Here is a 22,456-nt window from a genome sequence, read left to right on the forward strand (position 1 = left end):
AGAGATAGCTATTAACGGCCGTCGGACGAACGGCCGGCCATGACACTCTCGAGCGCTCCCGGCAAGGTGTACCTCTTCGGGGAGCATGCGGTGGTGTACGGCGAGCCCGCCGTCCCGTGTGCGATCGAGCGGCGGGCCCGCGTCGAGGTCCGGCAACGGGACGACGGGCGACTCCGGGTCAACGCGGAGGACCTGAGCCTGAACGGGTTCACCGTCGAGTACGGGGCGACAGCCGACGCTCGTCCCGACGTGGACGTCCCCGAATCGCTGGTGACGGCGGCGACCCAGTACGTCGACGGCGCGATCGAACAGGTCCGCGAGGTCACCGGTGCGGAAGAGGCCGGCTTCGACGTGACCATCGAGAGCGACATCCCGCTCGGGGCGGGTCTGGGGTCCTCGGCGGCGGTCGTCGTCGCCGCCATCGACGCGGCCACTCGGGAACTCGGCGTCACCTTGGACCGCGACGAACTCGCCGAGCGAGCCTATCGAACGGAGTCACAGGTCCAGGATGGCCAGGCCTCCCGCGCCGACACGTTCTGCTCGGCAACCGGCGGCGCGGTCCGTGTCGAGGGAGACGACTGCCGCTCGCTCGAGGCACCGGAACTCCCGATCGTGATCGGGTTCGACGGCGGCGCGGGCGAGACCGGCCAGCTGGTCGCGGGCGTCCGGGACCTCCGCGAGGAGTACGACTTCGCGGCCCACACGGTCGAAGCCATCGGCGACGTGGTTCGCAACGGCGAGGACGCCCTCGCCGACGGCGACGTCGAGGAGATCGGCCGGCTGATGGACTTCAACCACGGCCTGCTCTCCGCGCTGGGGGTCTCCTCGCGTTCGCTGGACACGATGGTCTGGGCAGCCCGCGATGCGGGCGCTCACGGCGCGAAGTTGACCGGTGCCGGCGGCGGGGGCTGTATCGTCGCGCTCGATCCCACCGAGGAGACCGAGACCGCACTCTCGTTCACGCCGGGCTGTGAGGACGCCTTCCGCGCCGAACTGGCAGAAACCGGGGTGAAGCGGGTCGAATGATCGTCCTGAAACTCGGCGGCAGCGTCATCACCGCAAAGGACCGACCGGAGACCCTCGACGGCGACGCCCTGGCGCGGGCGGCGGACGCGATCGCCGCGCTCGAGGGCGATGAGGACCTCGTCGTCGTCCACGGCGGCGGCAGTTTCGGCCACCACAACGCCAGCGAACACGGCGTCACCACGACGGCGGGGACCCGCGACGCGACCGCGGCGCTCGATATTCACGGCGCCATGAAGACGCTCAATCAGTTCGTCATCGGACGGCTGCTCGAGCGCGACGTCGAGGCGGTGCCGGTCCATCCCTTCTCGGCGGGCCACCGCGACGGCGAGGGCGAACTCGATCTGCCGACCGGGCAGGTCGAGACGATGCTCGCCGAGGGATTCGTTCCCGTCCTCCACGGCGATATGATCGCCCACGCAGGCGAAGGCGCGACCGTCGTCAGCGGCGACGAACTGGTGGCGGCGTTGGCTCGAGCCCTCGAGGCCGATCGGGTCGGGCTCTGTTCGACGGTGCCCGGCGTACTGGACGGTGAGGATGCGGTCATCGACCGGATCGACGACTTCGACGCCGTCGCCGACGTCCTGGGAGCCAGCGAGGCGACCGACGTGACCGGCGGGATGGCCGGCAAGGTGCGGACGCTGCTCGGTCTCGAGGCCGAGGCGTCGATCTTCGGGCTCGAGGGCTTGGCGTCGTTCCTCGCGGGCGAGAACCCGGGGACGACGATCGACTGAGGTGGGTTGCTATTACTGGGTCCCGGCGCATCCGTGGTGCAGATCGTGGCCGTGTCGGGACTGACGGGAATCGGACGAACGCGAGAGCAGGGAGCGGGATCGACCGCACGGAGGCGAGCCGATCCGTTCAGCGGGTCCAGAACCCGCCGGTAAAGAGGATCAGTACCGGGATGATCTCGAGGCGGCCGATCCACATCAGGAAGATCATCAGGAGTTTCGATGGGACCGGGAAATCCAGGTAGCTGCCGAACGGTCCGAGGTGGCCGAAGCCGGGGCCGATGTTCCCGATCGTCGCGAGGCTCGCGCTGAAGGCCTCGAGCGGGGAGAAGTTCGCGATCGCGCTGGCCCGACTGACGTCCAGCGCGATCAGCAGGGTCGCGCCGGCGAAGATGATGAGGTACATGAAGGTAAAGCCGAGGACGCCCCGGATGGCGTCCTCGTCGACGACGTTGCCGCCGAGCCGGATCGGACGGACGACCTCGGGGTGGGACGCGGTAAACAGCTCCCGCCGAAGGACTTTGAAGATGATCAGCCATCGGACGACCTTGACGCCGCCACCCGTCGAGCCGGCACAGCCGCCCACGAGCATCGCGAACAGGAGGACGATCTTCCCCGTCGAACTCCAGTCGACGAAGTCGCTGGTCGCGTACCCCGTCGAGGTCAACAGCGAGGAGATCTGGAAGGCGCTCTGGCGCAGCGAGTTCTCGAACACGCCTTCGGTCACGCCGCCGAGTTCCGCCAAGGCAGGCGCGGTGCCAACGTAGAGCATCCCGGCCAAGAGGGCAGTGAGTCCGGCGATCGCGGTGATGTAGGCGCGGAACTCGGAGTTGCGGACGAAGCGGTGGCCCTCCCCGCTGAAGACGTGCCAGAACAGCGCGAAGTTGGTCCCGGCGATGATCATGAACGGCACGGCGGTCCACTGCACGGCCGCCGAGAAGGCCGCGACGCTGTCGGCCTCCGGCGAGAACCCGCCGGTCGGGAGCGTCGTGAACCCGTGGGCGATGGCGTTGTACAGCCCCATGTTAGGTGCCGCTCCCGCGAGGTGCAAGCCGTAGAGAATAGCGATATAGACGACGGTAAAGGCGAAGTAGACCAGCCAGAGGATACGGGCGGTCTCCGCGATCCGCGGCGTGAGTTTCTGTAGCTCGGGGCCCGGAGCCTCCGAATCGACGAGCTGGGCACCGCTGACGGCGATTTCAGGGAGGATCGCGACCATCAACACGATGATCCCCATCCCGCCGAGCCACTGGGTGAGCTGTCGCCACATCATGATCGCGTGGGAATGGCGCTCGAGGGAAATTTCGCCCAGGACGGTCGCTCCGGTCGTCGTGAACCCGGACATCGACTCGAAGAGGGCGTTGACGGGATGGGCAAGCGTCGACTCGGTCCCCCAGCCCGCGATCACGTACGGCACTGCCCCCACGACCGCGACCGCGAGCCACGAGATCGCGACGAACAGCATCGCCTCGCGGATATCGAGGTCCGGTTCGGGGCTGAGCCGCTCGAGACCCTCGCCGACTGCGACCGTCAGCGCGATCGTCGCGACGAACGGGACGACTGGATCGCGATAGATAAGCGCCACGACGAGCGGAAGGACCAGCGGCACGGAGAGATACTTGAGAACGGTTCCGACGAGCGCGACGCTGGCGCGCCAGTCAGTTCGGAGCCGCATGGAACACCCCGCTCGCGGAAGTACATCTAGACACGGTAGTTATCGCATTTCGATTCGGTCCCATTAATCCATCGTAAGACGGTTTCCACCCGTGACACCGTTGTGGCCGGCGAAAAAGCGCCTCGAAAATGGGCCTCGAAGGGGGAGTATCGATCGGTTTCGTGAATAGGATTATATACTGACAGCGCGTAGATAGTACTATGCACGTTCGATTACCAAGCGTTCGCCACCCACATACGTTCTACGACGTCTTTGGCGTCGTCGCCGCCGCGGTGGCGATCATGGCCCTCGTCCTTGCCGTCCGATACGGGGAGGTGATCCGACTCGAGATGGCCGTTTTCATCGCGGTCGTCTTCCTGTGGGCCGGTTGGGCGATCGAACGGATTCTGTCGGAAACCACGGAGCGATCGAGACGGCAGCGCCAACGGGACTGGCCGTGGAAATGATCCCGTCCCGGTAGCTCTCTCGACGGATTCGCACGGGATCGAGTTCCTCTCGTTCGGGGCGACCGAGACGGTCACCGAAGCGGTATATTTTCAACGGTCACGCAAGAACACCGATCTAATGTATATCGTCATCGTCGGTGCGGGCGATATCGGCCAACCCCTCATCGATATCGCGACGCGTTCGGGAAACGAAGTCGTCGTCATTGAGAACGATCCCGAACGAGCGGATCGGGCCGCCGGTACGTACGACTGTCTGATTCTCGAGGACGATGCAACCGATCACAATGCGCTTCAGGACGCCGGCATCGAGCGGGCGGACGCCCTGATCAGTACGACCGACCGGGACGCGACCAACATCATGGTCTGTCTGCTCGCCCAGGAACACGAGGTCCCCAACATCGTCTCGGTCGTTCACGATCCCGAACACATGAACGTGTTCCGCCAGATCGGCGTCAACACGATGGAGAATCCGCAGGAACTCATCGCCGAATACCTCTATCGGGCGGTCGCTCGCCCGGCGATCGTCGACTACATGCGGATCGGCGAGCAGGCGGAAGTGTTCGAGATAGAGGTGACGGAAAACGCGCCGATCGCCGGGAAGACCCTCATCGAGGCGGCTGACGGTGACCTCCTCTCCGAGGACGTCCTGGTCGTCGCGATCGAACGCGAGGGCGAGGATCCGCCGATCACGCCACGGGGGAATACGCGGATCGAGGCCGGGGACCTCCTGACGGTCTATTCGGCGTTCGGTGCGGAACCCGAACTCACGGACGTGTTCGGCCATCCCGAAGACCGAGTCCAATGACGGTCGATCGACGGTGGGTCCGGACCGACGCCGCTGGTACCGCACGGCCGTCTTCGGGAGCCCTGCCTCGAGCGGGGCGGCAAGCCCTCACCGTACCGGCGTCTCCGAAGCCGGTGGAGGGTGACGGATGAAGGGGGCGGCACGGACCATCGGACGGGACCTGGGCCGCATCTTTCAGGCGCTGGCCGGACTGCTGTTCGTTTCGATCCTCGTGCCGCTCATCTGGGGGGAGTACTACGCGATTCCGGCACTGGTCGTCGCGGGACTGGTCCCCTTCGCCGTCGGCTACATCTTGACCTCGCGGTTCCGGGACGCGGCCCGGCCCGGCAAGCTCCACGGGATGATCATCGCCGCGCTGGGCTGGTTCTGTGTCGCGATCTTCGGTTCGCTGCCGTTCCTCCTCATCGCGTGGACGGTCGAACTCGCGCCGCCGATCCTCGGCGAGCCATCCCAGACGTCGACGCTCGCGGCGTTTACGAACCCGATCAATGCCGTCTTCGAGAGCATGAGCGGCTTCACCGGGACCGGGCTGACGATGACCGACAACGAGGAGGTCCTGCCGCGGACGCTGCAGTGGTGGCGGTCGTTCATCGAGTGGATCGGCGGCGTGGGCGTGATCGTCCTCACGACGGCGATCCTCGCCCGGCCGGGGAGCGGCTCGCTGACCCTCTACGAGAGCGAAGCCCGCTCCGAGCGGATCCACCCGAGCATCGTCTCGACCGTGCAGACGATCTGGTGGATCTTCATCCTCTTTACGTTCGTCTCGATCCTGCTGCTGTGGGTCGTCGGAATGCCGCTCTGGGGGGCGATCAACCACGGCATGACGGGGCTGGCGACCGGCGGGTTCTCGATCACTGACAACTCGATCGCGACCTACGACAGCGTGGCCATCGACTTCGCGCTCCTCCCGATCATGCTGCTTGGCAGCATCGCGTTCCCCGTCCACTATCTCATCCTGCAGGGTGACCTGCGGAACCTCTATTCGGACCTGCAGACCCGCTGGGTGTTCATCTACATGGGGATCGGGACGGTTCTGCTGACCGTGCTGGTGTACGTCAGTGACACGTACGACTCCCTGTTTACCGCGTTCCGGTACGGCTCGTTCCAGTTCGTCTCGGCGGCGACCTGTGCCGGCTTCCAGACCGCGACCGACGCGACGAACGTCGCGCTGGGGCGCTGGTCGGCACAGGCCCAGCTCACCGTCGTGTTCGGGATGGTCGTCGGCGGCGCGGCGGGGTCGACGGTCGGCGGGATCAAGCTGATCCGAGCGCTCACCCTCCTGAAAGGGATCCGGTTCCGTATCGCGGACGTCTTCTACCCCGAGACGGCCGTCCGCCGACTGAAGATCAACGGCCGCCGGCTCAACGAGCAGGAAATACGCCAGGAGTTCGAGGAAGCGGCGATCATCGCCGCGCTCTGGTTCCTCTTCCTCGGGCTCGGCACCTTCGCGCTTCTCATCATGCTCCCGCAGGGCGAGTACACCCTCGAGAACGTTATCTTCGAAGTGGCAAGCGCACAGGGGAACGTCGGCCTCTCGGCGGGTATCACCGGGCCGGAGTCGCTCCCGACGCTCGGCAAGGTCATGTTCCTCTTTAACATGTGGATCGGCCGCCTCGAGATCATTCCCGTGCTGGTGACGCTGCGGGCGGTCTTCGACCGCGGGGGGCTCTACCGATGACCGTCTCTGATATCCCGATCGTCGGCGACCTCCTCGAGTCGGGCGCGGAGGACCGGGTCTTCGATTCGCTCCTGCTTGCGGGGCCGGTCCTGATACTCGTCATCGCCTTCCTCGGCCGCTCGACCGTTACGGTCGGCCTCGCAGCGGCGTACGTTCTCTTCTTCGTCGCATACGTCCTTTATCGCGGTATCCGTCGCTGACGGTTGGTGGTGGCCCGTCGCCTCGTCCTCGAGGCGACTGTCGAACCGGGATCGAGACGAGTGACAGTGCTTGGTCGACGAGAGCGGAGGCTGTGGCGACGGAAACTGCGGAGAACGAACAGCGGCGCTAGATCAGGTCGAGGACGTCGTCGAGGACCGTCGCATCGACGAAGACGATGACGTGGTCACCGGGCTCGATGACGGTCGACCCGCGGGGTGTGATGTGGTCGCCGGACCGCGAAATCGCGCCGATGACGACGCCGGGAGGGAGATCGTCGGTCGCGTCGACGATTTCACGCCCGGCGAGAACGCTCTCCGGGCCGATCTCGATCTCGATGACCTCGGCACGGTCGTGTTCGAGCATCGCGATCTTCTCGGTGTTGTCGGTCCGGGTAAACCGGATGATCTCTTCGGCGGTCTCCTCGCGGGGGTTGATCGCGACGTCGATCCCGACGGTCTCGAAGAGGTCGGCGTACTCGGGGTTCTCGATGATCGCGACGGTACGGTCGACGCCGAGCCGATCGGCAAGCAGGGAGACGAGCAGGTTCTTCTCGTCGCTGTCTAAGGCGGCGACGACGACGTCGGCCTCGCCGACGTGTTCGCGCGCGAGGAACTCGGAGTTGGTCGCGTCGCTTTCCATGACCATCGTGTTCGGCAGCGATTCGGCGATCTCGCGGGCCCGTTCGTGGTCCCGCTCGATCAGCCGCGGTCGGAACCCGTGGTCCTCGAACTCGCGGGCCGCCTGGTAACCGACCTCGCTGCCGCCGACGATGACGACCTCCTCGGCGTCGTCCGGTTTGGTCGCGACCTCGTCGGCGAACTCGTTGATCGAGTCGGGACTACCGATGACGACGACCCGGTCGCCCGCCCGAATGTGTGTGTCACCCCGGGTTACGATCATCTCGTCGTCGCGGAAGATCGCCGCGAACGTCAGCGAGTCGTAACAGTCGGCCTCGCTGACGGTCAGGTCCACGATCGGACTATCCGTCGGAATGTCGAACTCGGCCATCCGGACCAGTCCGCCGGCGAACGTGTCGACGTCGTGTGCGCTGGGCAGGCCGGAGATACGGAAGATCGCCCGCGCGGTCAACAGGTCCGTACAGACCATGAAATCGACGCCGAAGGCACCCTGCGATCCCTGCCACGTTTCCAGCAGCGTCCGGCGGCGCACTCGAGCGACCGTGAAGACGTCCGTCGCGGCCTTGGCCGCGCCACAGACGACCGCGTTGGTCTCGTCGTTGTCGGTACAGGCGATGACCAGTTCCGCCCGCTCGAGGTCCGCCTCACGAAGGATCTCGAGGTCGGTCCCGTCGCCCCGAATCGTCAGCACGTCCAGCGAGTAGGTGAGTTCCTCGACGACGTTCGCGTCGCGGTCGATGACGACCACGTCGTGGCCGTCCTCGAGGTTCGCGGCGATCGAGCGCCCGACCTCGCCGGCACCGACGATGATTACGTACACGACGATCCCTCCGAAAGCATGTATTGCCCACCGGTTTCGGCCGAATAGAGAAATGGATTACGGTGTCTCGAAACCCGTGACAGCCCCCCGCGTTCCGCCCGGACCGCCCCCACGAGACGGTCGCTCCGGACGGCCAACCCACTGCGTTTTTAATGCCCGGGCGTGTAGGGGGGAGCAACGAAACCCGCGGGCAAGTGCGCTCGGTGGCTCACGATGTCGTGAGCCGGACGGGGACGATCGTCCCCGCGAGCGCATAGCGGGATGGCCGACGCGCTGCAAGACGCCGGGGCCGTACGACTAGGCGTCCGCGGACAGTTTCGATGAGAGTCCATCACGCGGCTTTCAGTGCTACGAACCATGGAAATCGAAATCGCAACCATTGGCGGCTACGAAGAAGTCGGACGGCAGATGACTGCCGTCCGCGCCGGCGACGACGTCGTCATCTTCGACATGGGTCTGAACCTCTCGCAGGTCCTGATCCACGACAACGTCGAAACCGAACGGATGCACAGTCTCGACCTGATCGATATGGGCGCTATCCCGGACGACCGGGTCATGAGCGACCTCGAGGGCGACGTCAAGGCCATCGTGCCGACCCACGGGCACCTCGACCACATCGGTGCCATCTCGAAGCTGGCACACCGATACGACGCGCCGATCGTCGCGTCGCCGTTTACGATCGAGTTGGTCAAACAACAGATCGAGGGCGAACAGAAGTTCGGCGTCGAGAACGACCTCGTCAAGATGGAGGCCGGCGAGACGATGTCGATCGGCGACCGCAACGAACTCGAGTTCGTCAACGTCACCCACTCGATCATCGACGCGATTAACCCGGTCCTTCACACGCCCGAGGGGGCGATCGTCTACGGGCTTGACAAGCGCATGGACCACACGCCCGTCATCGGCGACCCGATCGACATGGAGCGGTTCCGCGAGATCGGTCGCGAGGGCAACGGCGTGCTGTGTTACATCGAGGACTGTACCAACGCCAGCAAGAAGGGACGGACCCCCTCCGAGAAGGTCGCCCGCGAACACCTCCGGGACGTCCTCTACAGTGTGGAAGATTACGACGGCGGCATCGTCGCGACGACGTTCTCGAGCCACATCGCCCGCGTCAAATCGCTGGTCGAGTTCGCCGACGACATCGGCCGGCAGCCGGTCCTGCTCGGGCGGTCGATGGAGAAGTATTCGGGCACTGCCGAACGGCTCGACTTCATCGACTTCCCCTCGGATCTGGGAATGTTCGGCCACCGCAAATCCGTCGACCGGACGTTCAAGCGCATCATGAACGAAGGCAAGGAGAACTACTTGCCCATCGTCACCGGCCACCAGGGCGAGCCCCGCGCGATGCTCACCCGAATGGCCCGCGGCGAGACGCCCTACGAACTGGACGACGGCGACAAAGTCGTCTTCTCGGCACGGGTCATCCCGGAGCCGACCAACGAGGGCCAGCGCTACCAGGCCGAGAAGTTGCTCGGCATGCAGGGCGCACGCGTCTACGACGACATCCACGTCTCTGGTCACCTCAACCAAGAGGGGCACTACGAGATGCTCGATGCGCTCCAACCGCAACACGTCATCCCCGCCCACCAGGACATGAGCGGCTTCTCCAGCTACGTCAATCTCTGTGAGAGCGAGGGCTACAAGATGGGCCGAGATCTTCACGTGACACGCAACGGGAACCTCATCCAGCTAGTCGACTGATATGACGAGCCCAGAGGCACGCGAAGAGGCGGTGCTCGAGGCGGTCCGGAAGCGCCGCGAGCAGGTCAACGACGCGATCCCCGAGGAGCTACCGATCAAGCGGCCCGAGCGGCTCTACGAGGCCTCCCGCTACTTGCTCGATGCGGGCGGCAAGCGACTCCGACCGACGGTGTTGCTGACGACCGCGGAGGCGCTGACCGACGTCGATCCGCTGTCGGCGGACTACCGCTCGTTCGACCCCGTCGACGGGAGCGGGCCGGTCGATATGATGGCCGCCGCGGTCAGCGTCGAGGTCATCCAGTCGTTTACCCTGATCCACGACGACATCATGGACGACGACGACCTCCGCCGTGGGGTGCCGGCCGTCCACAAGGAGTACGACCTCGAGACGGCGATCCTCGCCGGCGACACGCTCTACTCGAAGGCCTTCGAGATCATGCTCGAGACGGGCGCGGAGTCGGATCGGATCGTCGACGCGCTCGACGTGCTGGCGACGACCTGTACGGACATCTGTGAGGGCCAGTCGCTGGATGTCACCTTCGAGGAACGGGCCGACGTTTCCCCCGACGAGTACCTCGAGATGGTCGAGCAGAAGACGGCCGTGTTGTACGCCGCGTCGGCGTGTCTCCCCGCGATCTTGCTCGGGGCCGACGACGAGACCATCGAGGAACTCTACGGCTACGGGCTCGATATCGGCCGCGCGTTCCAGATCCGGGACGACGTCCTCGATCTGACCGTCCCGAGCGAACAACTGGGCAAACAGCGCGGGAGCGACCTCGTCGAGAACAAACAGACCCTGATCACCGTCCACGCCCGCGAGCAGGGCGTCGACGTCGAGAACCTCGTCGATACCGACGACGTCGAGGCGGTCACGGAGGCCGAGATCGACGACGCCGTCGCCGAACTCGAGGCGTCGGGCTCGATCGCCTACGCCGACGAAACCGCGACCGATCTCGTCGAACGGGGCAAGCGCCGACTCGAGGTACTGCCGGACAACGAGGCCCGCGACCTGCTCTGTGAGCTGGCGGATTACCTGATCGAACGCGGCTACTGACGCTCGATCGGGCACCCGCTGGCGGTCGGCACGGGCGACGCACCGCTCGAGACGGCGTTCGATTTCGCCCGGATTCTGTTGCGAATTCCCCACCGAGCGGTTGATATGACTGACGACTCCACGGACGGAGCCGGCGGGCTCTCCCGACGCGACCTACTCGGGACGGCAATGGCGGTCGGTGCGATCGCGACCGCCGACTGTCTCGACTCGGTCCTCGGGACCGCCGGCCCGAACGAAAACGAGATCGACCCCGTCGCGCCGAACGAGCCCCGTGAGGGGACGGCCGGCGAGTTCTACACGCTGGTCGAGCGAACCGACGTTCCGGTCGCATCGCTCCGAGAAGACGAGGGGGACCTCGAGACTGAGACGGGCTATCGTGCCGATCTTTCTGTACGACCACAGGACGGGGATGGGTGTGCCGGTAGTGACTTCCCCGACCCGTCACGGGTAGCCGCCGTTGTGTGCGTCGGTTGCGGCCCGAATCGCGAGGGTTTTGGCCCGGGCGGAAGTACCGCCCGGTAATGGACGACGACTTACGCGAACGCATCGAGCGCGAGGTCGAGAAGCACGCGCTGTTGAACGCCGTCAAACACGAGAGCGACGCCGACGTCGGTGCCATCATGGGGCCGCTGATGGGCGACAACCCCGACTTCCGCCAACACGGCGACGAGATTCCGGGCATCGCCGGCGGCGTCGTCGGCCGGGTCAACGACCTCGGCTACGACGAGAAACGCGAGCGCCTCGAAGAACTCGCTCCCGAGGAACTCGCCGAGATCGAGGCCGAGGAAGAAGAAGACGAACACGACCTCCCCGATCTCCCGAACGCGGACGACTACGACGAGATCCGGATGCGGTGTGCGCCCAACCCCAACGGCCCGTGGCACGTCGGCCACGCCCGGATGCCCGCCGTCATCGGCACCTATCGCGAGCGCTACGACGGCTGGTTCTGCGTGCGCTTCGACGACACCGACCCCGAGACCAAGCGGCCCGATCTCGAGGCCTACGACGCGATCCTCGAGGACCTCGAATATCTCGGCTTCGAGCCCGACGACGTTTACAAGGCCAGCGATCGCCTCGAGACCTACTACGACCACGCCCGCGAGCTGATCGACCTCGGCGGGGCCTACACCTGCTCGTGTTCGGGCGAGGAATTCTCCGAGTTGAAAAACAGCGGCGAGGCCTGTCCCCACCGCGAGAAAGACGTCGAGACGGTCCGCGAGGAGTTCGCGGCCATGATCGACGGGGAGTACGAAAGCGGTGAGATGGTTCTCCGCGTGAAAACGGACATCGAACACAAGAACCCGGCACTGCGGGACTGGGTCGCCTTCCGGATGATCGATACGCCACACCCCCGCGAGGAAGCCAGCGAGTACCGCTGCTGGCCGATGCTCGACTTCCAGTCGGGGATCGACGATCACCTGCTCGGGATCACCCACATCATCCGCGGGATCGACCTGCAGGACTCCGCGAAGCGCCAACAGTTCGTCTACGACTACTTCGACTGGGAGTATCCGGAAGTCGTCCACTGGGGCCACGTCCAGCTCGACGACTACGACGTCAAGATGAGTACCTCGACCATCTCGGAGCTGATCGAGCGAGGCGAACTCGACGGCTGGGACGACCCGCGAGCGCCGACGCTCAAGAGCCTGCGCCGGCGCGGTATTCGGGGCGAGGCCATCGTCGAGGCGATGGTGGGCCTCGGCACCTCGACCAGCGACGTCGATCTGGCGATGAGTTCGATCTACGCCGCCAACCGCGACCTGATCGACGAGGAGACGGACCGCCGCTTCTTCGTCCGCGACGGCAATCAGGTCCCCCTCGCCGGTGACCCGCCCGCCGAGGCGAACCCGCCGCTGCACCCCAACCACGAGGAACGGGGCGTCCGAGAGATCCCCGTCGGCGACTCGGTCATGCTCGAGAGCGAGGACCTCCCCGAGCCGGCCGCCGAGGACACGCGACTCTGGTTGAAGGGACTGGGCGGGTTCGAACTCGAGGACGGCGCGTTGCGGTACGCCACCGACGATCTCGACGTGGTCCGCGAGGAGGGCGTCGACGTCGTCCACTGGGTGCCGGCCGACGGCCGCGTCCCCCTCCGCATGCGGACGATCGACGGCGACGTCACGGGTCACGCCGAGCCCGGCGTCGCCGACCTCGAGCCCGACGAACTGGTGCAGTTCGAGCGGGTCGGGTTCGCGCGGATCGATCGGCACGAAAGTGACGAGGAGGACGACGCGGAGACCGTCGCGTACTACACACATCCCTGAGGCCGTTTCGAGACGGGACGGCTCTCTGAGTCGGGGATTCCCACGCTCCTGCCGATTACTCGAGCAGGTCGTCACCCCGATCCGGTAACGGATCGGCGACGACGCCATCCTGCCGACCCAGCACGCGGGCGTGGGCGGCACAGACGTGCCGGTTCTCGTCCCACGGAACGTGTAACTCGACCGCCGCTTGGCGCTGACAGTCGGATTCGGTACAGTCCATCATTCTCCGTGAACGATACCCACGACTTCAGTGTTTCCCGCGGATCACAGCAGGAAGACCGCGACGAGAAAGCCAAGCAAAATCGTGGCCGTCAACAGCACCTGGACCGCCGTCGACGCGAGGGTCCCGACCGTCGTGTAGACCGCCGACCGGGCGCTGCCCTCGAGTTCCTCGCCGCGGACGAACTCGAGGACGAAGACGGTCCCGAAGAGGCCGGCCAGTAGCCCGACCGGGCCGGTGACGAGCATGAGAGCGATCCCGACGCCGGCGGCGACGGCGGTCGTCAGCCACGACGCGCCACCGGCGCGGGCGGCGATCGACCCGCCGAAAAACTCGATGAGTGCCGTGATGACCGCGATGACGGCCAGGACGGCGAACGTGAGGACGCTGATCTCCGCGGTTCCGGACCCCCACCAGTAGACGCCGAGCCCGGCCAGCGAGAGGAGGCCGCTGGGCACCATCGGGACGGCCGCGCCGACGATCGCACCGGCGAGCAACGCGACGGCGACGACGAGGACCACGTCGACCATACTGACGGCGACGACGGACTGCGGCAAATGCCTACCGCCTTCAGTAGGGTTAGGTACGCGGCTCCGAACCTGTGGATATGACACAGCAACGCGGTGCGATCGTCGTCGGCGCGTCCTCGGGGATCGGCGAGGCGCTTTCCCGACGGCTGGCGGCCGACGGCTACGAGATCGGACTTGCGGCCCGGCGAACCGAACGGATGCGGCGGATCGGGAACGAACTACCGACCAAGTCCTACGTCGCGACGATGGACGTCACCGCAGTCGAGGACGCCAGACAGGGCTTTTTCGACCTCGCGGAGGCGATGCCGTCGGTCGATCTCGTCGTCCTCAGCGCCGGGGTCGCGACCGTCAATCGGGACCTCGAGTGGGAGCCCGAACGGCAGACGATCGACGTCAACGTCCGCGGGTTTACCGCGCTGGCGACGGCCGCGATGGAATACTTCGAGTCGACGCCGGACCACGCCAGCGAGTCGGACGGGCACCTCGTGGGGATCTCGTCCGTGGCGGCCCACATCGGTAACGACGACGCGCCGGCGTACAGCGCCTCCAAGGCCTACGTCTCGACGTATCTGGAAGGGCTTCGCTATCGGGAGGGCGATCGCGATACGGACGTGGCGATCACGACCATCGAGCCGGGGTTCGTCGACACCAAGCTGTCGCTGGGCGGCTTCTGGGAGTGTTCGCCCGAAACGGCGGCCGCACAGATCGCTCGAGCGATCGAGAAGAAGCGAACGCACGCCTACGTCACGCGGCGCTGGCGGGCCATCGCGTGGCTCGTTGATCTCCTTCCCGAGCGGCTGCGTCGACGGCTGTTTTGAGGGTGCGTGCCGGGGACGGCGTCTCGGAGAGCGGAATCATGCCGGACATCTATACTGGGGGTTCCCGTTGGCAGGGACGATGACGGATCAGACCGAGAGTGAGATCGTTCACCGGACGCTCGACCCCGACGGCGAGAACCCGACGGTACAGATCATCGAGGCGATCATGGACCTCGAGGGCGTCGATTCGACCGACCTCCCGACGATATACGACTGCGTGGACGGGATGCTCGCCGAACTCTTTTCGAACCCGCCGGCACCGGAGGCCCAGATGGAGGTCGAGTTCAGTTATCACCGGTATCGGATCACCGTCGAACAGAACGGGACGGCGAAGTTCGTGAAAACGGGGTGAGGGACGGCCCGCCGTTCGCGGTACTGCGGACTCACTCGTCGGCGAACCGCTCCCGAACCGCGAGCGCCGCCGCGGTCCCGTAGCGATCGACCAGCGGACAGATGGCGTCGCCCAGCGCGCGCATACACTGGCTGGTCGAATGGAACTCGAGGCGGTCGGCAACGGACTCCCAGTCCCGGGCCTGCAGAACGCGCAGGACGAGCAGCCGCTCCTCGCGGGCGGTCAGGTCGACACCGTCGGGGTCGTCGGCGAGGTATCGAACGACGAGATCGCGGAAGGGGCCGGGGTCGACGTCGAACAGGCCCGGCCCGTAGGCGGCTCCGGCGACGACCCGCCACTCGTGATCGGACAACTCGAGCGGCGGCGCGGCCTCGGCGTCGACGCTCCGGAGGACGGCACGGGCCACGTCGGGCTCGAGGTCGGCGAGCGAGTCCGAACAGCAGGCCCCGAATCGGCCGGCAAACCACTCGGCGTGGCGGTCGTGGAGCCGCTGGCCCGCGTCCGTCGTCGGCGCGAGCATGAGCGCGGAGTACTCGCCGCTCGAATCGTTGCGGGTCGTCGAGACGTGGACCGTCCGATAGCCGTTCGCCCGCCAGAACGCGAGCAGGCCGGGGGTCGCGCCGAAGCCGGTCCCGAGCCAGTCGATCGAATCCGCGCCGTCGCCGAACTCCTCGCGAACGCGCTCGAGCAATAACGAGCCCAGCCCCCGCGAGCGGGCCGCGTGGTGGGTCGCGATGCGGACGACCCGCAGGCCCGCGGGCTCGCCGGCGGCCTCGTCGCGCAGCTGGCTGGTCAGCACGTCCGGCAGCATGTTACCCCGAATCCGGCCGCCCTCGTACATCATCGCGCGGCGCTCGGGCGACAGGTTCCCCTCCCGCGCGAGCAGGGCGACGCTGACGACGTGGCCGTCCCGTACCAACGCGCGGGCCTCGAGGTTGGGGGCGTCGAGCAGGCGCGCGAGGTCGTTGGGTTCGGTCCGGTAGTGTGCGAGGACGAGCAGGCCGAAGGCCTCTCGGAGCAGGCGCTCGTCCGCGAGGAGGGCGTCGGGCTCGAGCCGGCGGTACTCGACCGAGTCGGGGTCGGCGTCGGCGACCAGCGGCTCGACCGGCGGCCGGGCGTCGAGCAGCAACGCGCGGAAAGCCCACACCTCGACGGGATCGCCCCCGGCGTACCGGATCGGCTCGACGAGCCGGCAGTCGGTCACCTCGTGGTCGCTCTCGGTCAGCCGGTCCCGGAACCGGACCGAGAAGCCCCGACCGGCTCCCTCGTAACCGTGGATCGTCGTCGCGAACGCGACCCGGTCCGCGGTCAGCAGGGACTCGAGGGTCGCAACGGGAAGCGCAGCGGCCTCGTCGACGAGGACGATATCGGCCGTTTCGGTCGTTTCCGCCGCTGCCGTCGGCTCGCGGAACCGGACCGAGCCGCCCGCGCTCGTCTCGATCCGGCGGGACTCGACCGTCGCGTCGTCGTCGAGCGTCCGGCAGAGTTCGCCCGCGCGATCGAACAGTTCCGCCGCGTTTCGTGCCGCTGGAGCGGTCACAAGGACGTCCTCGCCGGCGGTGGCGAACGCGCCCGCGGCGATCCCCGCCGCGCTGGACTTGCCCCGTCCTCGGTCGGCCTCGAGGACGACGGCCCGATCGGCCTCGGACAGCGACTCGAGGGCGGCGACGGCGTCGGCCTGATCGCCCGTCAGGCAGGCCTCGTAGGCGGCCATCGGGAACCGTCGATCCGGCGGCGGCGCGGGATCGGCCGTCGCCAGCCGCGGGGACGGGTGGGTCAGGCCGTCGGCCTCGATCCGTCCTGACTCGAGGTCGACGATGGCGACGCCGCGGTGCGCCCGTACGGTCTCGACGAGCCGTCGTCGGAAGCGGCCGGAGACATCGTCCAGTTCGAACGGCGGGACGGCAAGCGATTCGTCGAACCCGTCGCGGCGGTCCGGCCACGCCTCGAGCGGCGGCACGAGCAAGACGAGGAGGCCGCCGCCGTCGACCGCACCGGCGACTTTCCCGACGGCGTTGGGCCGGAGTTCCGCGTGAGCGTCGACGGCGATCACCTCTCGCGTCGTTCCCAGCAATTCGCTCGCGTTGGCCTGGGGCAACTGTTCGCAGCGAAGCCGGTCGTCGGGCCCGACCAGCGTCGTCGCGGTAATCGGGACCGACAGGGTATCGAGGACCGCCTCGAGTCGATCGTACCCGCGCTCTCGGTCTCCCGCAAGGACCAACGCCCGCCGTTCGTTGGCGCGCTCGGCTTCTGCATGGAGTGTTCCTGCGAGCGTGACGACGTCCGCGTCCGCGTTCATACGGCCGCTTCGTGTGTGCCGGTATAATTATTCACTCATGCGCGGACGCCGTCATCGACGGTGCCCTCGACCATCGCGACTCCGTGTCCGGTTCGAGGATCGATTCGGCGACTTTCGCCGTCTCCGTCCGTCGAACCGCGTCCGATCGGGACGGCAATTTCCGGAAACTTATAACCTGTTCATCATTTCCACGCTATGAGAACTGCTGTCCGATTTCAAGACCGGTCGTATCAATAATCTAAGTGTGGTTGTACATGTACGACAGGACGGATTCACACTGGCCGTGCCGGCGAAACGGGACGTCGATCGGGAACACGGAGGGAAGATCATATGAGTAACGAACAACCCCAGCGACAGGACGGATCGGAACGGGAGGCGTACTTCGTCGGCGGGGGGATCGCATCCCTCGCCGGAGCCGCGTTCCTCGTCCGTGACAGCGAACTGCCGGGCGAGAACGTCCACGTCCTAGAGAAACTGGACGTGATGGGCGGGGCACTCGACGGAGCCGGCTCGCCCGAGGAGGGATACGTCATTCGGGGCGGCCGGATGCTCAACTTCCCGACGTACGAGTGTACGTGGGACCTGCTCGAGACGATTCCGTCGCTCGAGGACCGCGAGCGATCGGTCAAGGACGTCATGGACGAGTTCAACGAGGACCATCAGACGTACGCCGTCGCTCGGTTGCTGGGCGACGAACAGGAGGTCCTCGACGTCTCGTCGTACGGGTTCGAGATGGAGCATCGGCTCTCCTTGCTCCAACTGGTCCTGACGCCCGAGGAGCAACTCGGCGACACGCGGATCGAGGAGTGGTTTTCCGACTCCTTTTTCGAGACGACGTTCTGGTACATCTGGGCGACGACGTTCGCCTTCCAGCCCTGGCACAGCGTCGCGGAGATGCGACGATACATGCACCGCTTCATGCACGAGTTCCCCCGGTTGAACACCATGGAGGGGATCCACCGGACCAAGTACAACCAGTACGATTCGATGGTCCGACCGATTCGGCGGTGGCTGGAAGACCACGGCGTCGAGTTCCGGGGCGGCTGTGAAGTGACCGATATGGATATCGTACCCGGTCGGGACGGCAAGACCGTCGAAACGATCCACTACGAGGCCGACGGTGTAGCCGAGACGATCGACGTCGAGCCGACGGATCTCGTCTTCGTGACCAACGGCTCGATGACCGACGGCTCGGATCTCGGATCGATGACCGAAGCGCCCGACCTGAACACGACGGGGGCGTCCTTCGAACTGTGGAAGAACATCGCCGAGGACAACCCCGAGTTCGGGACGCCGTCGGCGTTTGCCGACCACGTCCAGGAGACGAAGTGGCCGTCTTACACCGTCACGCTCGACGAGCCGGACCTGCTCGAACACATCGTCGAGGTCACGGGCGAAGCGCCCGGGAACGGATTGATCACCTTCACCGAGTCGAACTGGCTGATGTCCATCGTCGTCGCCGCCCAGCCCCACTTCGCGAACCAGCCCGACGACGTGAAGGTCTTCTGGGGATACGGCCTGTTCCCCGAAGAGGAGGGGAACTACGTCGAGAAGAAGATGGGGAACTGCACCGGCGAAGAGATCCTCGAGGAACTGTGCTACCACCTCGGCTATCTCGATGAACTCCCGTCGGTCCTCGAGGACGCGAACTGTATCCCCTGTAATATGCCGTTTATCACGAGTCACTTCATGCCGCGGACGCCCGGCGATCGGCCGGACGTCGTCCCACCGGGATCGAACAACCTCGCGTTCATCGGCCAGTTCGCGGAGCAACCCCGGGACGTGGTGTTCACCGTCGAGTATTCGGTACGGTCCGCGATGACGGCCGTCTACGACCAACTCGACGTGGATCGGGACGTGCCACCGGTGAGTACGCACCAGTACGAACCCGAGGTTCTCGTCGACGCCGCGAAAGCGGCGTTCAGATAGCCCCGATACCGGAGTACTCACCGGCGGTGTGGGAACCCACTGCCGGCCGGGGGAACACGACCGTTCGATTCTATCATTTTTCGCACCTGATGGCGACCCCAACCGACCTCGTCCGTGCGGAGGTGTCTCACTTCGCCATCCGTTTGAACACGCTTTTAAGGGGGGCAACGCTATTCGAGTGTACACCCTACGCGGGGTTGATGATGCTCCTAGCTTCACAGGACTTCCGCCGGGATCGGCCCGGCACGGGTACCCAGTGCCCGGACGGCAGGGGAGCGCGAGCCCACGTGTAGGAGAGGTGAACAACCATGTCAGTCTACGTCAACACCGACATCCCAGCCGACCTCGCCGACGACGCCCTCGAGGCGCTCGAGGTCGCACGAGACACCGGACGCGTAAAGAAAGGAACGAACGAAACCACGAAGGCCATCGAGCGCGGCAACGCCGATCTGGTCTACGTCGCCGAAGACGTCTCCCCCGAGGAGATCGTCATGCACCTGCCCGACCTCGCCGAGGAGAAGGGCATCCCCGTCGTCTTCATCGAGACCCAGGACGACGTCGGCCACGCCGCCGGCCTCGAGGTCGGCTCGGCCGCTGCGGCGATCGTCGACGCCGGCGAGGCAGAAGACGACGTCGAGGACATCGCCGACAAGGTCGAGGACCTCGACTGAGGTGACCAAAGATGAGTGCTGAAGAGGAAGAAAGCGGCTCCACGCCCGCCGAGGTCATCGAGATCGTCGGCAAGACCGGCATGCACGGCGAAGCCATGCAGGTCAAATGCCGAATCAAGGAGGGCGAGAATCAGGGACGCATCATCACCCGTAACTGCCTCGGGCCGGTCCGCGAAGGGGACGTACTCCAGCTTCGCGAGACCGCCCGCGAGGCCGACTCCATCGGAGGACAATAATGGTCGAGAAACGAACCTGCGACTACACGGGCGAAGAGATCGAACCCGGTACGGGCATCATGTACGTCAAAAACGACGGCTCCGTACTCCACTTCGTCGACTCCAAGGCGGAGAAAAACTACAAGCTCGGGCGCGAACCCCGAGACCTGGAGTGGACCGAAGAGGGTCGTCGCGGCAAGGGTCCCACGCAGGACGAGACGCCTGCCGACGAGACCGACGAGGACGAGGACCTCGAGACGGACGCCGACGACGAGGAAGACGCGCCCGCCGGTGACGACGCGGTCGACGAGACCGAGGAAGCGGCGGCCGACGAGTCCGAAGACGCCGAAACCGAGGCCGAGGAAGCATGAGCGATCACGAGCGAACCTTCGTGATGGTCAAGCCCGACGCCTTCGCGCGCGGCCTCGTGGGCGAGGTCGTCTCCCGACTCGAGGACCGCGGGCTCAAGCTCGTCGGCATCAAAGTCGAGAACATGCCCCGCGACCGGGCTGAAGAACACTACGGTGAACACGAGGACAAGCCGTTCTACGACGACCTCGTGGACTTCATCACCTCGGGACCGGTCGTCCCGATGGTCTGGGAGGGCCAGGACGCGACCCGGCAGGTCCGCCAGATGATCGGCGAGACCGACCCGCTCGAGGCCGAACCCGGAACGATCCGGGGAGACTACGCGCTCGACCTCGGTCGGAACGTCGTTCACGCCGCCGACCACGGGGACGAGGGCGCAAACGAACGCGAGATCGCGATCCACTTCGACGAGGACGAGCTGATCGACTACGATCAGCACGACGCCGAGTGGCTCTACGAGTAACGCATTCCGGACCGAACGGCGGCTTCACCGCCGGTTTTGGCTGTCGCTAGTATCAGTTACGGCGAGCTGAGACGTTGTCACACATATATTTTCAGACAGACGTAAAGTCTAATGTGGCGGCCGAAGTAGACGCCCGTGGTGGTTTCGAATGGGAACAGACGGTAGGTGGTTCGTGGATGCGTGAACGGGAGGGTGTATCGACCTTGCAGGCCGACGCGATGCCGTCGCTGGACCTCGTTTTCGATCTCCTCTCGAACAGACGACGGCGCTACGCGCTGTACTACCTCAATCAGCAGTCCGATGGCGTCGCGACGGTCGCAGCCCTAGCACAGAACGTCGTCGCGTTCGAGCGGATCGCCGCCGAGGACGCCGACCGCGACTCGGCACGGTCGCCGCCCGACCGGGACGCGGACCCCGCCGACGAACGGGAAACCGTTCGGGTGGAACTCCGACACGTCCACCTCCCGAAACTCGAGGATGCCGGTGTCCTCGAACACGACCGGCGAAGCGAGACGGTGCGGTACTGGGGACAGCCGTCGCTCGAGGAGTGGCTCGAGCATGCACATCACAAGGAGATGTCGTAGACCGCCTGTCACGGACCGCGAACGCGGAGACGACGGTAAGCGGTCGGGTTGGGGTCGCTGATGCGGTTTGCTGTCGCGAGCCCGTTGGGACCACAGGCCAGTCGCGGTCCCACCGGCAATGACGGACCGGAGACGGTCTGAAAGGTTTAAGTCCGAGTCCGTAGTGGTTCCGGTGACGTATCGGGAAATCGCCAGCGGGAGCGGCGATACTTTATGGAGTGTGATATCGTCTCTCTCCTCAAAACTTAACAGGCGAGAAACCGATACGATTCATGAGGTGTATACTATGGCTGACCACGAACTTCCACCACTGCCGTACGATTACGACGCGCTCGAACCGGCACTGTCCGAACAGGTACTGACCTGGCATCACGACACGCACCATCAGGGCTACGTCAACGGCCTCAATGCAGCCGAGGAAACCCTCGCCCAGAACCGCGAGGAGGGCGACTTCGGCTCGACGCCGGGCGCGCTCAGCGACGTCACCCACAACGGCTGTGGCCACTATCTCCACACGCTGTTCTGGGAGAACATGTCCCCCAACGGCGGCGGCGAACCCGAGGGCGACCTCGCCGACCGCATCGAGGAGGACTTCGGCTCCTACGAGGGCTGGAAGGGCGAGTTCGAGGCCGCTGCCGGTGCCGCCGGTGGCTGGGCACTGCTGGTCTACGACCCGGTTGCGAAACAGCTTCGCAACGTCGCGGTCGACAAGCACGACCAGGGCGCACTCTGGGGCTCTCACCCCATCCTCGCGCTGGACGTCTGGGAACACTCCTACTACTACGACTACGGACCGGACCGTGGCGAGTTCATCGACGGCTTCTTCGATGTCGTCAACTGGGAGAAGGCCGAAGAAGAGTACCAGACCTGCCTCGACCACTTCGAGTAAGCGACGAGCCAGTCGATCCCGAATTTTTCTTGTGCCAGTCCCGGTAGCCGCCGCTGACGGCTCCGACCCGACGCCATT

Annotated in this window: 24 protein-coding genes; 19 read left to right on the top strand and 5 right to left on the bottom strand. The window is 65.8% G+C overall.

Going from position 1 to position 22,456, the window contains the following annotated elements:
* Positions 1 to 39 precede the first annotated feature (39 nt).
* Together mvk and NP511_RS18885 are read left to right on the top strand one after the other, a co-directional pair.
* A complete protein-coding gene (gene mvk, locus NP511_RS18880) occupies positions 40 to 1,026 on the top strand; it encodes a mevalonate kinase (RefSeq protein ID WP_006650706.1) in 987 nt (328 codons plus the stop codon).
* Complete coding sequence (locus NP511_RS18885; RefSeq protein WP_049966670.1) at positions 1,023 to 1,757, top strand: isopentenyl phosphate kinase; 735 nt, start codon at positions 1,023 to 1,025, stop codon at positions 1,755 to 1,757. Before mvk ends, NP511_RS18885 begins: the two co-directional genes overlap by 4 nt.
* Positions 1,758 to 1,884: 127 nt before the next feature.
* Here NP511_RS18885 and NP511_RS18890 read toward each other — a convergent pair whose 3' ends face one another.
* Complete coding sequence (locus NP511_RS18890) at positions 1,885 to 3,429, bottom strand: TrkH family potassium uptake protein (protein WP_049966671.1); 1,545 nt, start codon at positions 3,427 to 3,429, stop codon at positions 1,885 to 1,887.
* Between the two features lie 200 nt (positions 3,430 to 3,629).
* Here NP511_RS18890 and NP511_RS18895 point away from each other — a divergent pair, with 200 nt between their 5' ends.
* From NP511_RS18895 to NP511_RS18910, 4 genes are all read left to right on the top strand, one after another.
* Positions 3,630 to 3,875, top strand: coding sequence for a hypothetical protein (locus NP511_RS18895; RefSeq protein WP_049966672.1), 246 nt, complete (start codon positions 3,630 to 3,632; stop codon positions 3,873 to 3,875).
* Between the two features lie 118 nt (positions 3,876 to 3,993).
* Complete coding sequence (locus NP511_RS18900) at positions 3,994 to 4,680, top strand: potassium channel family protein (protein ID WP_049966673.1); 687 nt, start codon at positions 3,994 to 3,996, stop codon at positions 4,678 to 4,680.
* 127 nt (positions 4,681 to 4,807) lie between these two features.
* On the top strand, positions 4,808 to 6,358 hold the full coding sequence (locus tag NP511_RS18905; protein ID WP_006650711.1) for a TrkH family potassium uptake protein: 1,551 nt from the start codon (positions 4,808 to 4,810) through the stop codon (positions 6,356 to 6,358).
* Complete coding sequence (locus NP511_RS18910) at positions 6,355 to 6,558, top strand: hypothetical protein (protein ID WP_049966674.1); 204 nt, start codon at positions 6,355 to 6,357, stop codon at positions 6,556 to 6,558. The genes NP511_RS18905 and NP511_RS18910 overlap by 4 nt, the downstream gene beginning before the upstream one ends.
* Before the next feature lie 127 nt (positions 6,559 to 6,685).
* Here the strand turns inward: NP511_RS18910 and trkA are convergent, their stop codons facing one another.
* On the bottom strand, positions 6,686 to 8,017 hold the full coding sequence (trkA, locus tag NP511_RS18915; protein WP_049966675.1) for a Trk system potassium transporter TrkA: 1,332 nt from the start codon (positions 8,015 to 8,017) through the stop codon (positions 6,686 to 6,688).
* 357 nt (positions 8,018 to 8,374) lie between these two features.
* Here trkA and NP511_RS18920 point away from each other — a divergent pair, with 357 nt between their 5' ends.
* From NP511_RS18920 to NP511_RS18935, 4 genes are all read left to right on the top strand, one after another.
* Positions 8,375 to 9,721: a ribonuclease J gene (locus NP511_RS18920; RefSeq protein WP_006650714.1), complete on the top strand. Its 1,347-nt coding sequence runs from the start codon at positions 8,375 to 8,377 to the stop codon at positions 9,719 to 9,721.
* 1 nt (position 9,722) lies between these two features.
* A complete protein-coding gene (idsA3, locus tag NP511_RS18925; protein WP_006182169.1) occupies positions 9,723 to 10,775 on the top strand; it encodes a geranylfarnesyl diphosphate synthase in 1,053 nt (350 codons plus the stop codon).
* Between the two features lie 105 nt (positions 10,776 to 10,880).
* Complete coding sequence (locus tag NP511_RS18930; protein WP_049966676.1) at positions 10,881 to 11,297, top strand: hypothetical protein; 417 nt, start codon at positions 10,881 to 10,883, stop codon at positions 11,295 to 11,297.
* Positions 11,297 to 13,039 carry a glutamate--tRNA ligase gene (locus NP511_RS18935; protein ID WP_049966677.1) on the top strand — a complete coding sequence of 581 codons (1,743 nt, stop codon included), beginning with the start codon at positions 11,297 to 11,299 and terminating at the stop codon, positions 13,037 to 13,039. The genes NP511_RS18930 and NP511_RS18935 overlap by 1 nt, the downstream gene beginning before the upstream one ends.
* Positions 13,040 to 13,094: 55 nt before the next feature.
* On the opposite strand, the gene NP511_RS18940 is transcribed toward NP511_RS18935, so the two are convergent.
* On the bottom strand, positions 13,095 to 13,259 hold the full coding sequence (locus tag NP511_RS18940) for a DUF8014 family protein (protein WP_162834902.1): 165 nt from the start codon (positions 13,257 to 13,259) through the stop codon (positions 13,095 to 13,097).
* A 44-nt stretch (positions 13,260 to 13,303) separates the two neighbouring features.
* The gene (locus NP511_RS18945) at positions 13,304 to 13,789 is read right to left on the bottom strand and encodes a DUF456 domain-containing protein (protein WP_049966678.1); all 486 of its coding nucleotides are present in this window, start codon (positions 13,787 to 13,789) and stop codon (positions 13,304 to 13,306) included.
* A gap of 77 nt (positions 13,790 to 13,866) precedes the next feature.
* On the opposite strand from NP511_RS18945, the gene NP511_RS18950 reads away from it, so the two are divergent.
* Together NP511_RS18950 and NP511_RS18955 are read left to right on the top strand one after the other, a co-directional pair.
* A complete protein-coding gene (locus tag NP511_RS18950) occupies positions 13,867 to 14,607 on the top strand; it encodes an SDR family NAD(P)-dependent oxidoreductase (RefSeq protein WP_006650719.1) in 741 nt (246 codons plus the stop codon).
* Between the two features lie 79 nt (positions 14,608 to 14,686).
* Positions 14,687 to 14,959 carry a HalOD1 output domain-containing protein gene (locus tag NP511_RS18955; RefSeq protein WP_049966679.1) on the top strand — a complete coding sequence of 91 codons (273 nt, stop codon included), beginning with the start codon at positions 14,687 to 14,689 and terminating at the stop codon, positions 14,957 to 14,959.
* A 31-nt stretch (positions 14,960 to 14,990) separates the two neighbouring features.
* Here NP511_RS18955 and tmcA read toward each other — a convergent pair whose 3' ends face one another.
* A complete protein-coding gene (gene tmcA / locus NP511_RS18960) occupies positions 14,991 to 17,258 on the bottom strand; it encodes a tRNA(Met) cytidine acetyltransferase TmcA (RefSeq protein WP_049966680.1) in 2,268 nt (755 codons plus the stop codon).
* Positions 17,259 to 17,588: 330 nt separating this feature from the next.
* Here tmcA and NP511_RS18965 point away from each other — a divergent pair, with 330 nt between their 5' ends.
* The 7 genes from NP511_RS18965 to sod all read left to right on the top strand — a co-directional run bounded on the left by NP511_RS18965 (position 17,589) and on the right by sod (position 22,378).
* The gene (locus NP511_RS18965; protein ID WP_049966681.1) at positions 17,589 to 19,187 is read left to right on the top strand and encodes an oleate hydratase; all 1,599 of its coding nucleotides are present in this window, start codon (positions 17,589 to 17,591) and stop codon (positions 19,185 to 19,187) included.
* Between the two features lie 308 nt (positions 19,188 to 19,495).
* A complete protein-coding gene (gene rpl7ae, locus NP511_RS18970; RefSeq protein WP_006182179.1) occupies positions 19,496 to 19,858 on the top strand; it encodes a 50S ribosomal protein L7Ae in 363 nt (120 codons plus the stop codon).
* Positions 19,859 to 19,869: 11 nt separating this feature from the next.
* The gene (locus NP511_RS18975) at positions 19,870 to 20,094 is read left to right on the top strand and encodes a 30S ribosomal protein S28e (RefSeq protein ID WP_006064297.1); all 225 of its coding nucleotides are present in this window, start codon (positions 19,870 to 19,872) and stop codon (positions 20,092 to 20,094) included.
* The gene (locus NP511_RS18980) at positions 20,094 to 20,444 is read left to right on the top strand and encodes a 50S ribosomal protein L24e (RefSeq protein ID WP_049966683.1); all 351 of its coding nucleotides are present in this window, start codon (positions 20,094 to 20,096) and stop codon (positions 20,442 to 20,444) included. Before NP511_RS18975 ends, NP511_RS18980 begins: the two co-directional genes overlap by 1 nt.
* On the top strand, positions 20,441 to 20,905 hold the full coding sequence (gene ndk, locus NP511_RS18985) for a nucleoside-diphosphate kinase (RefSeq protein ID WP_049966684.1): 465 nt from the start codon (positions 20,441 to 20,443) through the stop codon (positions 20,903 to 20,905). Before NP511_RS18980 ends, ndk begins: the two co-directional genes overlap by 4 nt.
* Positions 20,906 to 21,081: 176 nt before the next feature.
* Positions 21,082 to 21,489: a DUF7344 domain-containing protein gene (locus NP511_RS18990; RefSeq protein WP_049966685.1), complete on the top strand. Its 408-nt coding sequence runs from the start codon at positions 21,082 to 21,084 to the stop codon at positions 21,487 to 21,489.
* 286 nt (positions 21,490 to 21,775) lie between these two features.
* Positions 21,776 to 22,378, top strand: coding sequence for a superoxide dismutase (gene sod / locus NP511_RS18995; RefSeq protein ID WP_006650727.1), 603 nt, complete (start codon positions 21,776 to 21,778; stop codon positions 22,376 to 22,378).
* The last annotated feature ends 78 nt before the right edge of the window (positions 22,379 to 22,456 follow it).

The sequence above is a fragment of the Natrinema thermotolerans genome (assembly GCF_031165565.1).
GTDB lineage: Archaea > Halobacteriota > Halobacteria > Halobacteriales > Natrialbaceae > Natrinema > Natrinema thermotolerans.

Coding starts and splice junctions, on each gene's coding strand:
- mvk (WP_006650706.1), top strand. CDS start 40: ATGACACTCTCGAGCGCTCCCGGCAAGGTGTACCTCTTCGGGGAGCAT.
- NP511_RS18885 (WP_049966670.1), top strand. CDS start 1,023: ATGATCGTCCTGAAACTCGGCGGCAGCGTCATCACCGCAAAGGACCGA.
- NP511_RS18890 (WP_049966671.1), bottom strand. CDS start 3,429: ATGCGGCTCCGAACTGACTGGCGCGCCAGCGTCGCGCTCGTCGGAACC.
- NP511_RS18895 (WP_049966672.1), top strand. CDS start 3,630: ATGCACGTTCGATTACCAAGCGTTCGCCACCCACATACGTTCTACGAC.
- NP511_RS18900 (WP_049966673.1), top strand. CDS start 3,994: ATGTATATCGTCATCGTCGGTGCGGGCGATATCGGCCAACCCCTCATC.
- NP511_RS18905 (WP_006650711.1), top strand. CDS start 4,808: ATGAAGGGGGCGGCACGGACCATCGGACGGGACCTGGGCCGCATCTTT.
- NP511_RS18910 (WP_049966674.1), top strand. CDS start 6,355: ATGACCGTCTCTGATATCCCGATCGTCGGCGACCTCCTCGAGTCGGGC.
- NP511_RS18920 (WP_006650714.1), top strand. CDS start 8,375: ATGGAAATCGAAATCGCAACCATTGGCGGCTACGAAGAAGTCGGACGG.
- idsA3 (WP_006182169.1), top strand. CDS start 9,723: ATGACGAGCCCAGAGGCACGCGAAGAGGCGGTGCTCGAGGCGGTCCGG.
- NP511_RS18930 (WP_049966676.1), top strand. CDS start 10,881: ATGACTGACGACTCCACGGACGGAGCCGGCGGGCTCTCCCGACGCGAC.
- NP511_RS18935 (WP_049966677.1), top strand. CDS start 11,297: ATGGACGACGACTTACGCGAACGCATCGAGCGCGAGGTCGAGAAGCAC.
- NP511_RS18940 (WP_162834902.1), bottom strand. CDS start 13,259: ATGGACTGTACCGAATCCGACTGTCAGCGCCAAGCGGCGGTCGAGTTA.
- NP511_RS18945 (WP_049966678.1), bottom strand. CDS start 13,789: ATGGTCGACGTGGTCCTCGTCGTCGCCGTCGCGTTGCTCGCCGGTGCG.
- NP511_RS18950 (WP_006650719.1), top strand. CDS start 13,867: ATGACACAGCAACGCGGTGCGATCGTCGTCGGCGCGTCCTCGGGGATC.
- NP511_RS18955 (WP_049966679.1), top strand. CDS start 14,687: ATGACGGATCAGACCGAGAGTGAGATCGTTCACCGGACGCTCGACCCC.
- tmcA (WP_049966680.1), bottom strand. CDS start 17,258: ATGAACGCGGACGCGGACGTCGTCACGCTCGCAGGAACACTCCATGCA.
- NP511_RS18965 (WP_049966681.1), top strand. CDS start 17,589: ATGAGTAACGAACAACCCCAGCGACAGGACGGATCGGAACGGGAGGCG.
- rpl7ae (WP_006182179.1), top strand. CDS start 19,496: ATGTCAGTCTACGTCAACACCGACATCCCAGCCGACCTCGCCGACGAC.
- NP511_RS18975 (WP_006064297.1), top strand. CDS start 19,870: ATGAGTGCTGAAGAGGAAGAAAGCGGCTCCACGCCCGCCGAGGTCATC.
- NP511_RS18980 (WP_049966683.1), top strand. CDS start 20,094: ATGGTCGAGAAACGAACCTGCGACTACACGGGCGAAGAGATCGAACCC.
- ndk (WP_049966684.1), top strand. CDS start 20,441: ATGAGCGATCACGAGCGAACCTTCGTGATGGTCAAGCCCGACGCCTTC.
- NP511_RS18990 (WP_049966685.1), top strand. CDS start 21,082: ATGCGTGAACGGGAGGGTGTATCGACCTTGCAGGCCGACGCGATGCCG.
- sod (WP_006650727.1), top strand. CDS start 21,776: ATGGCTGACCACGAACTTCCACCACTGCCGTACGATTACGACGCGCTC.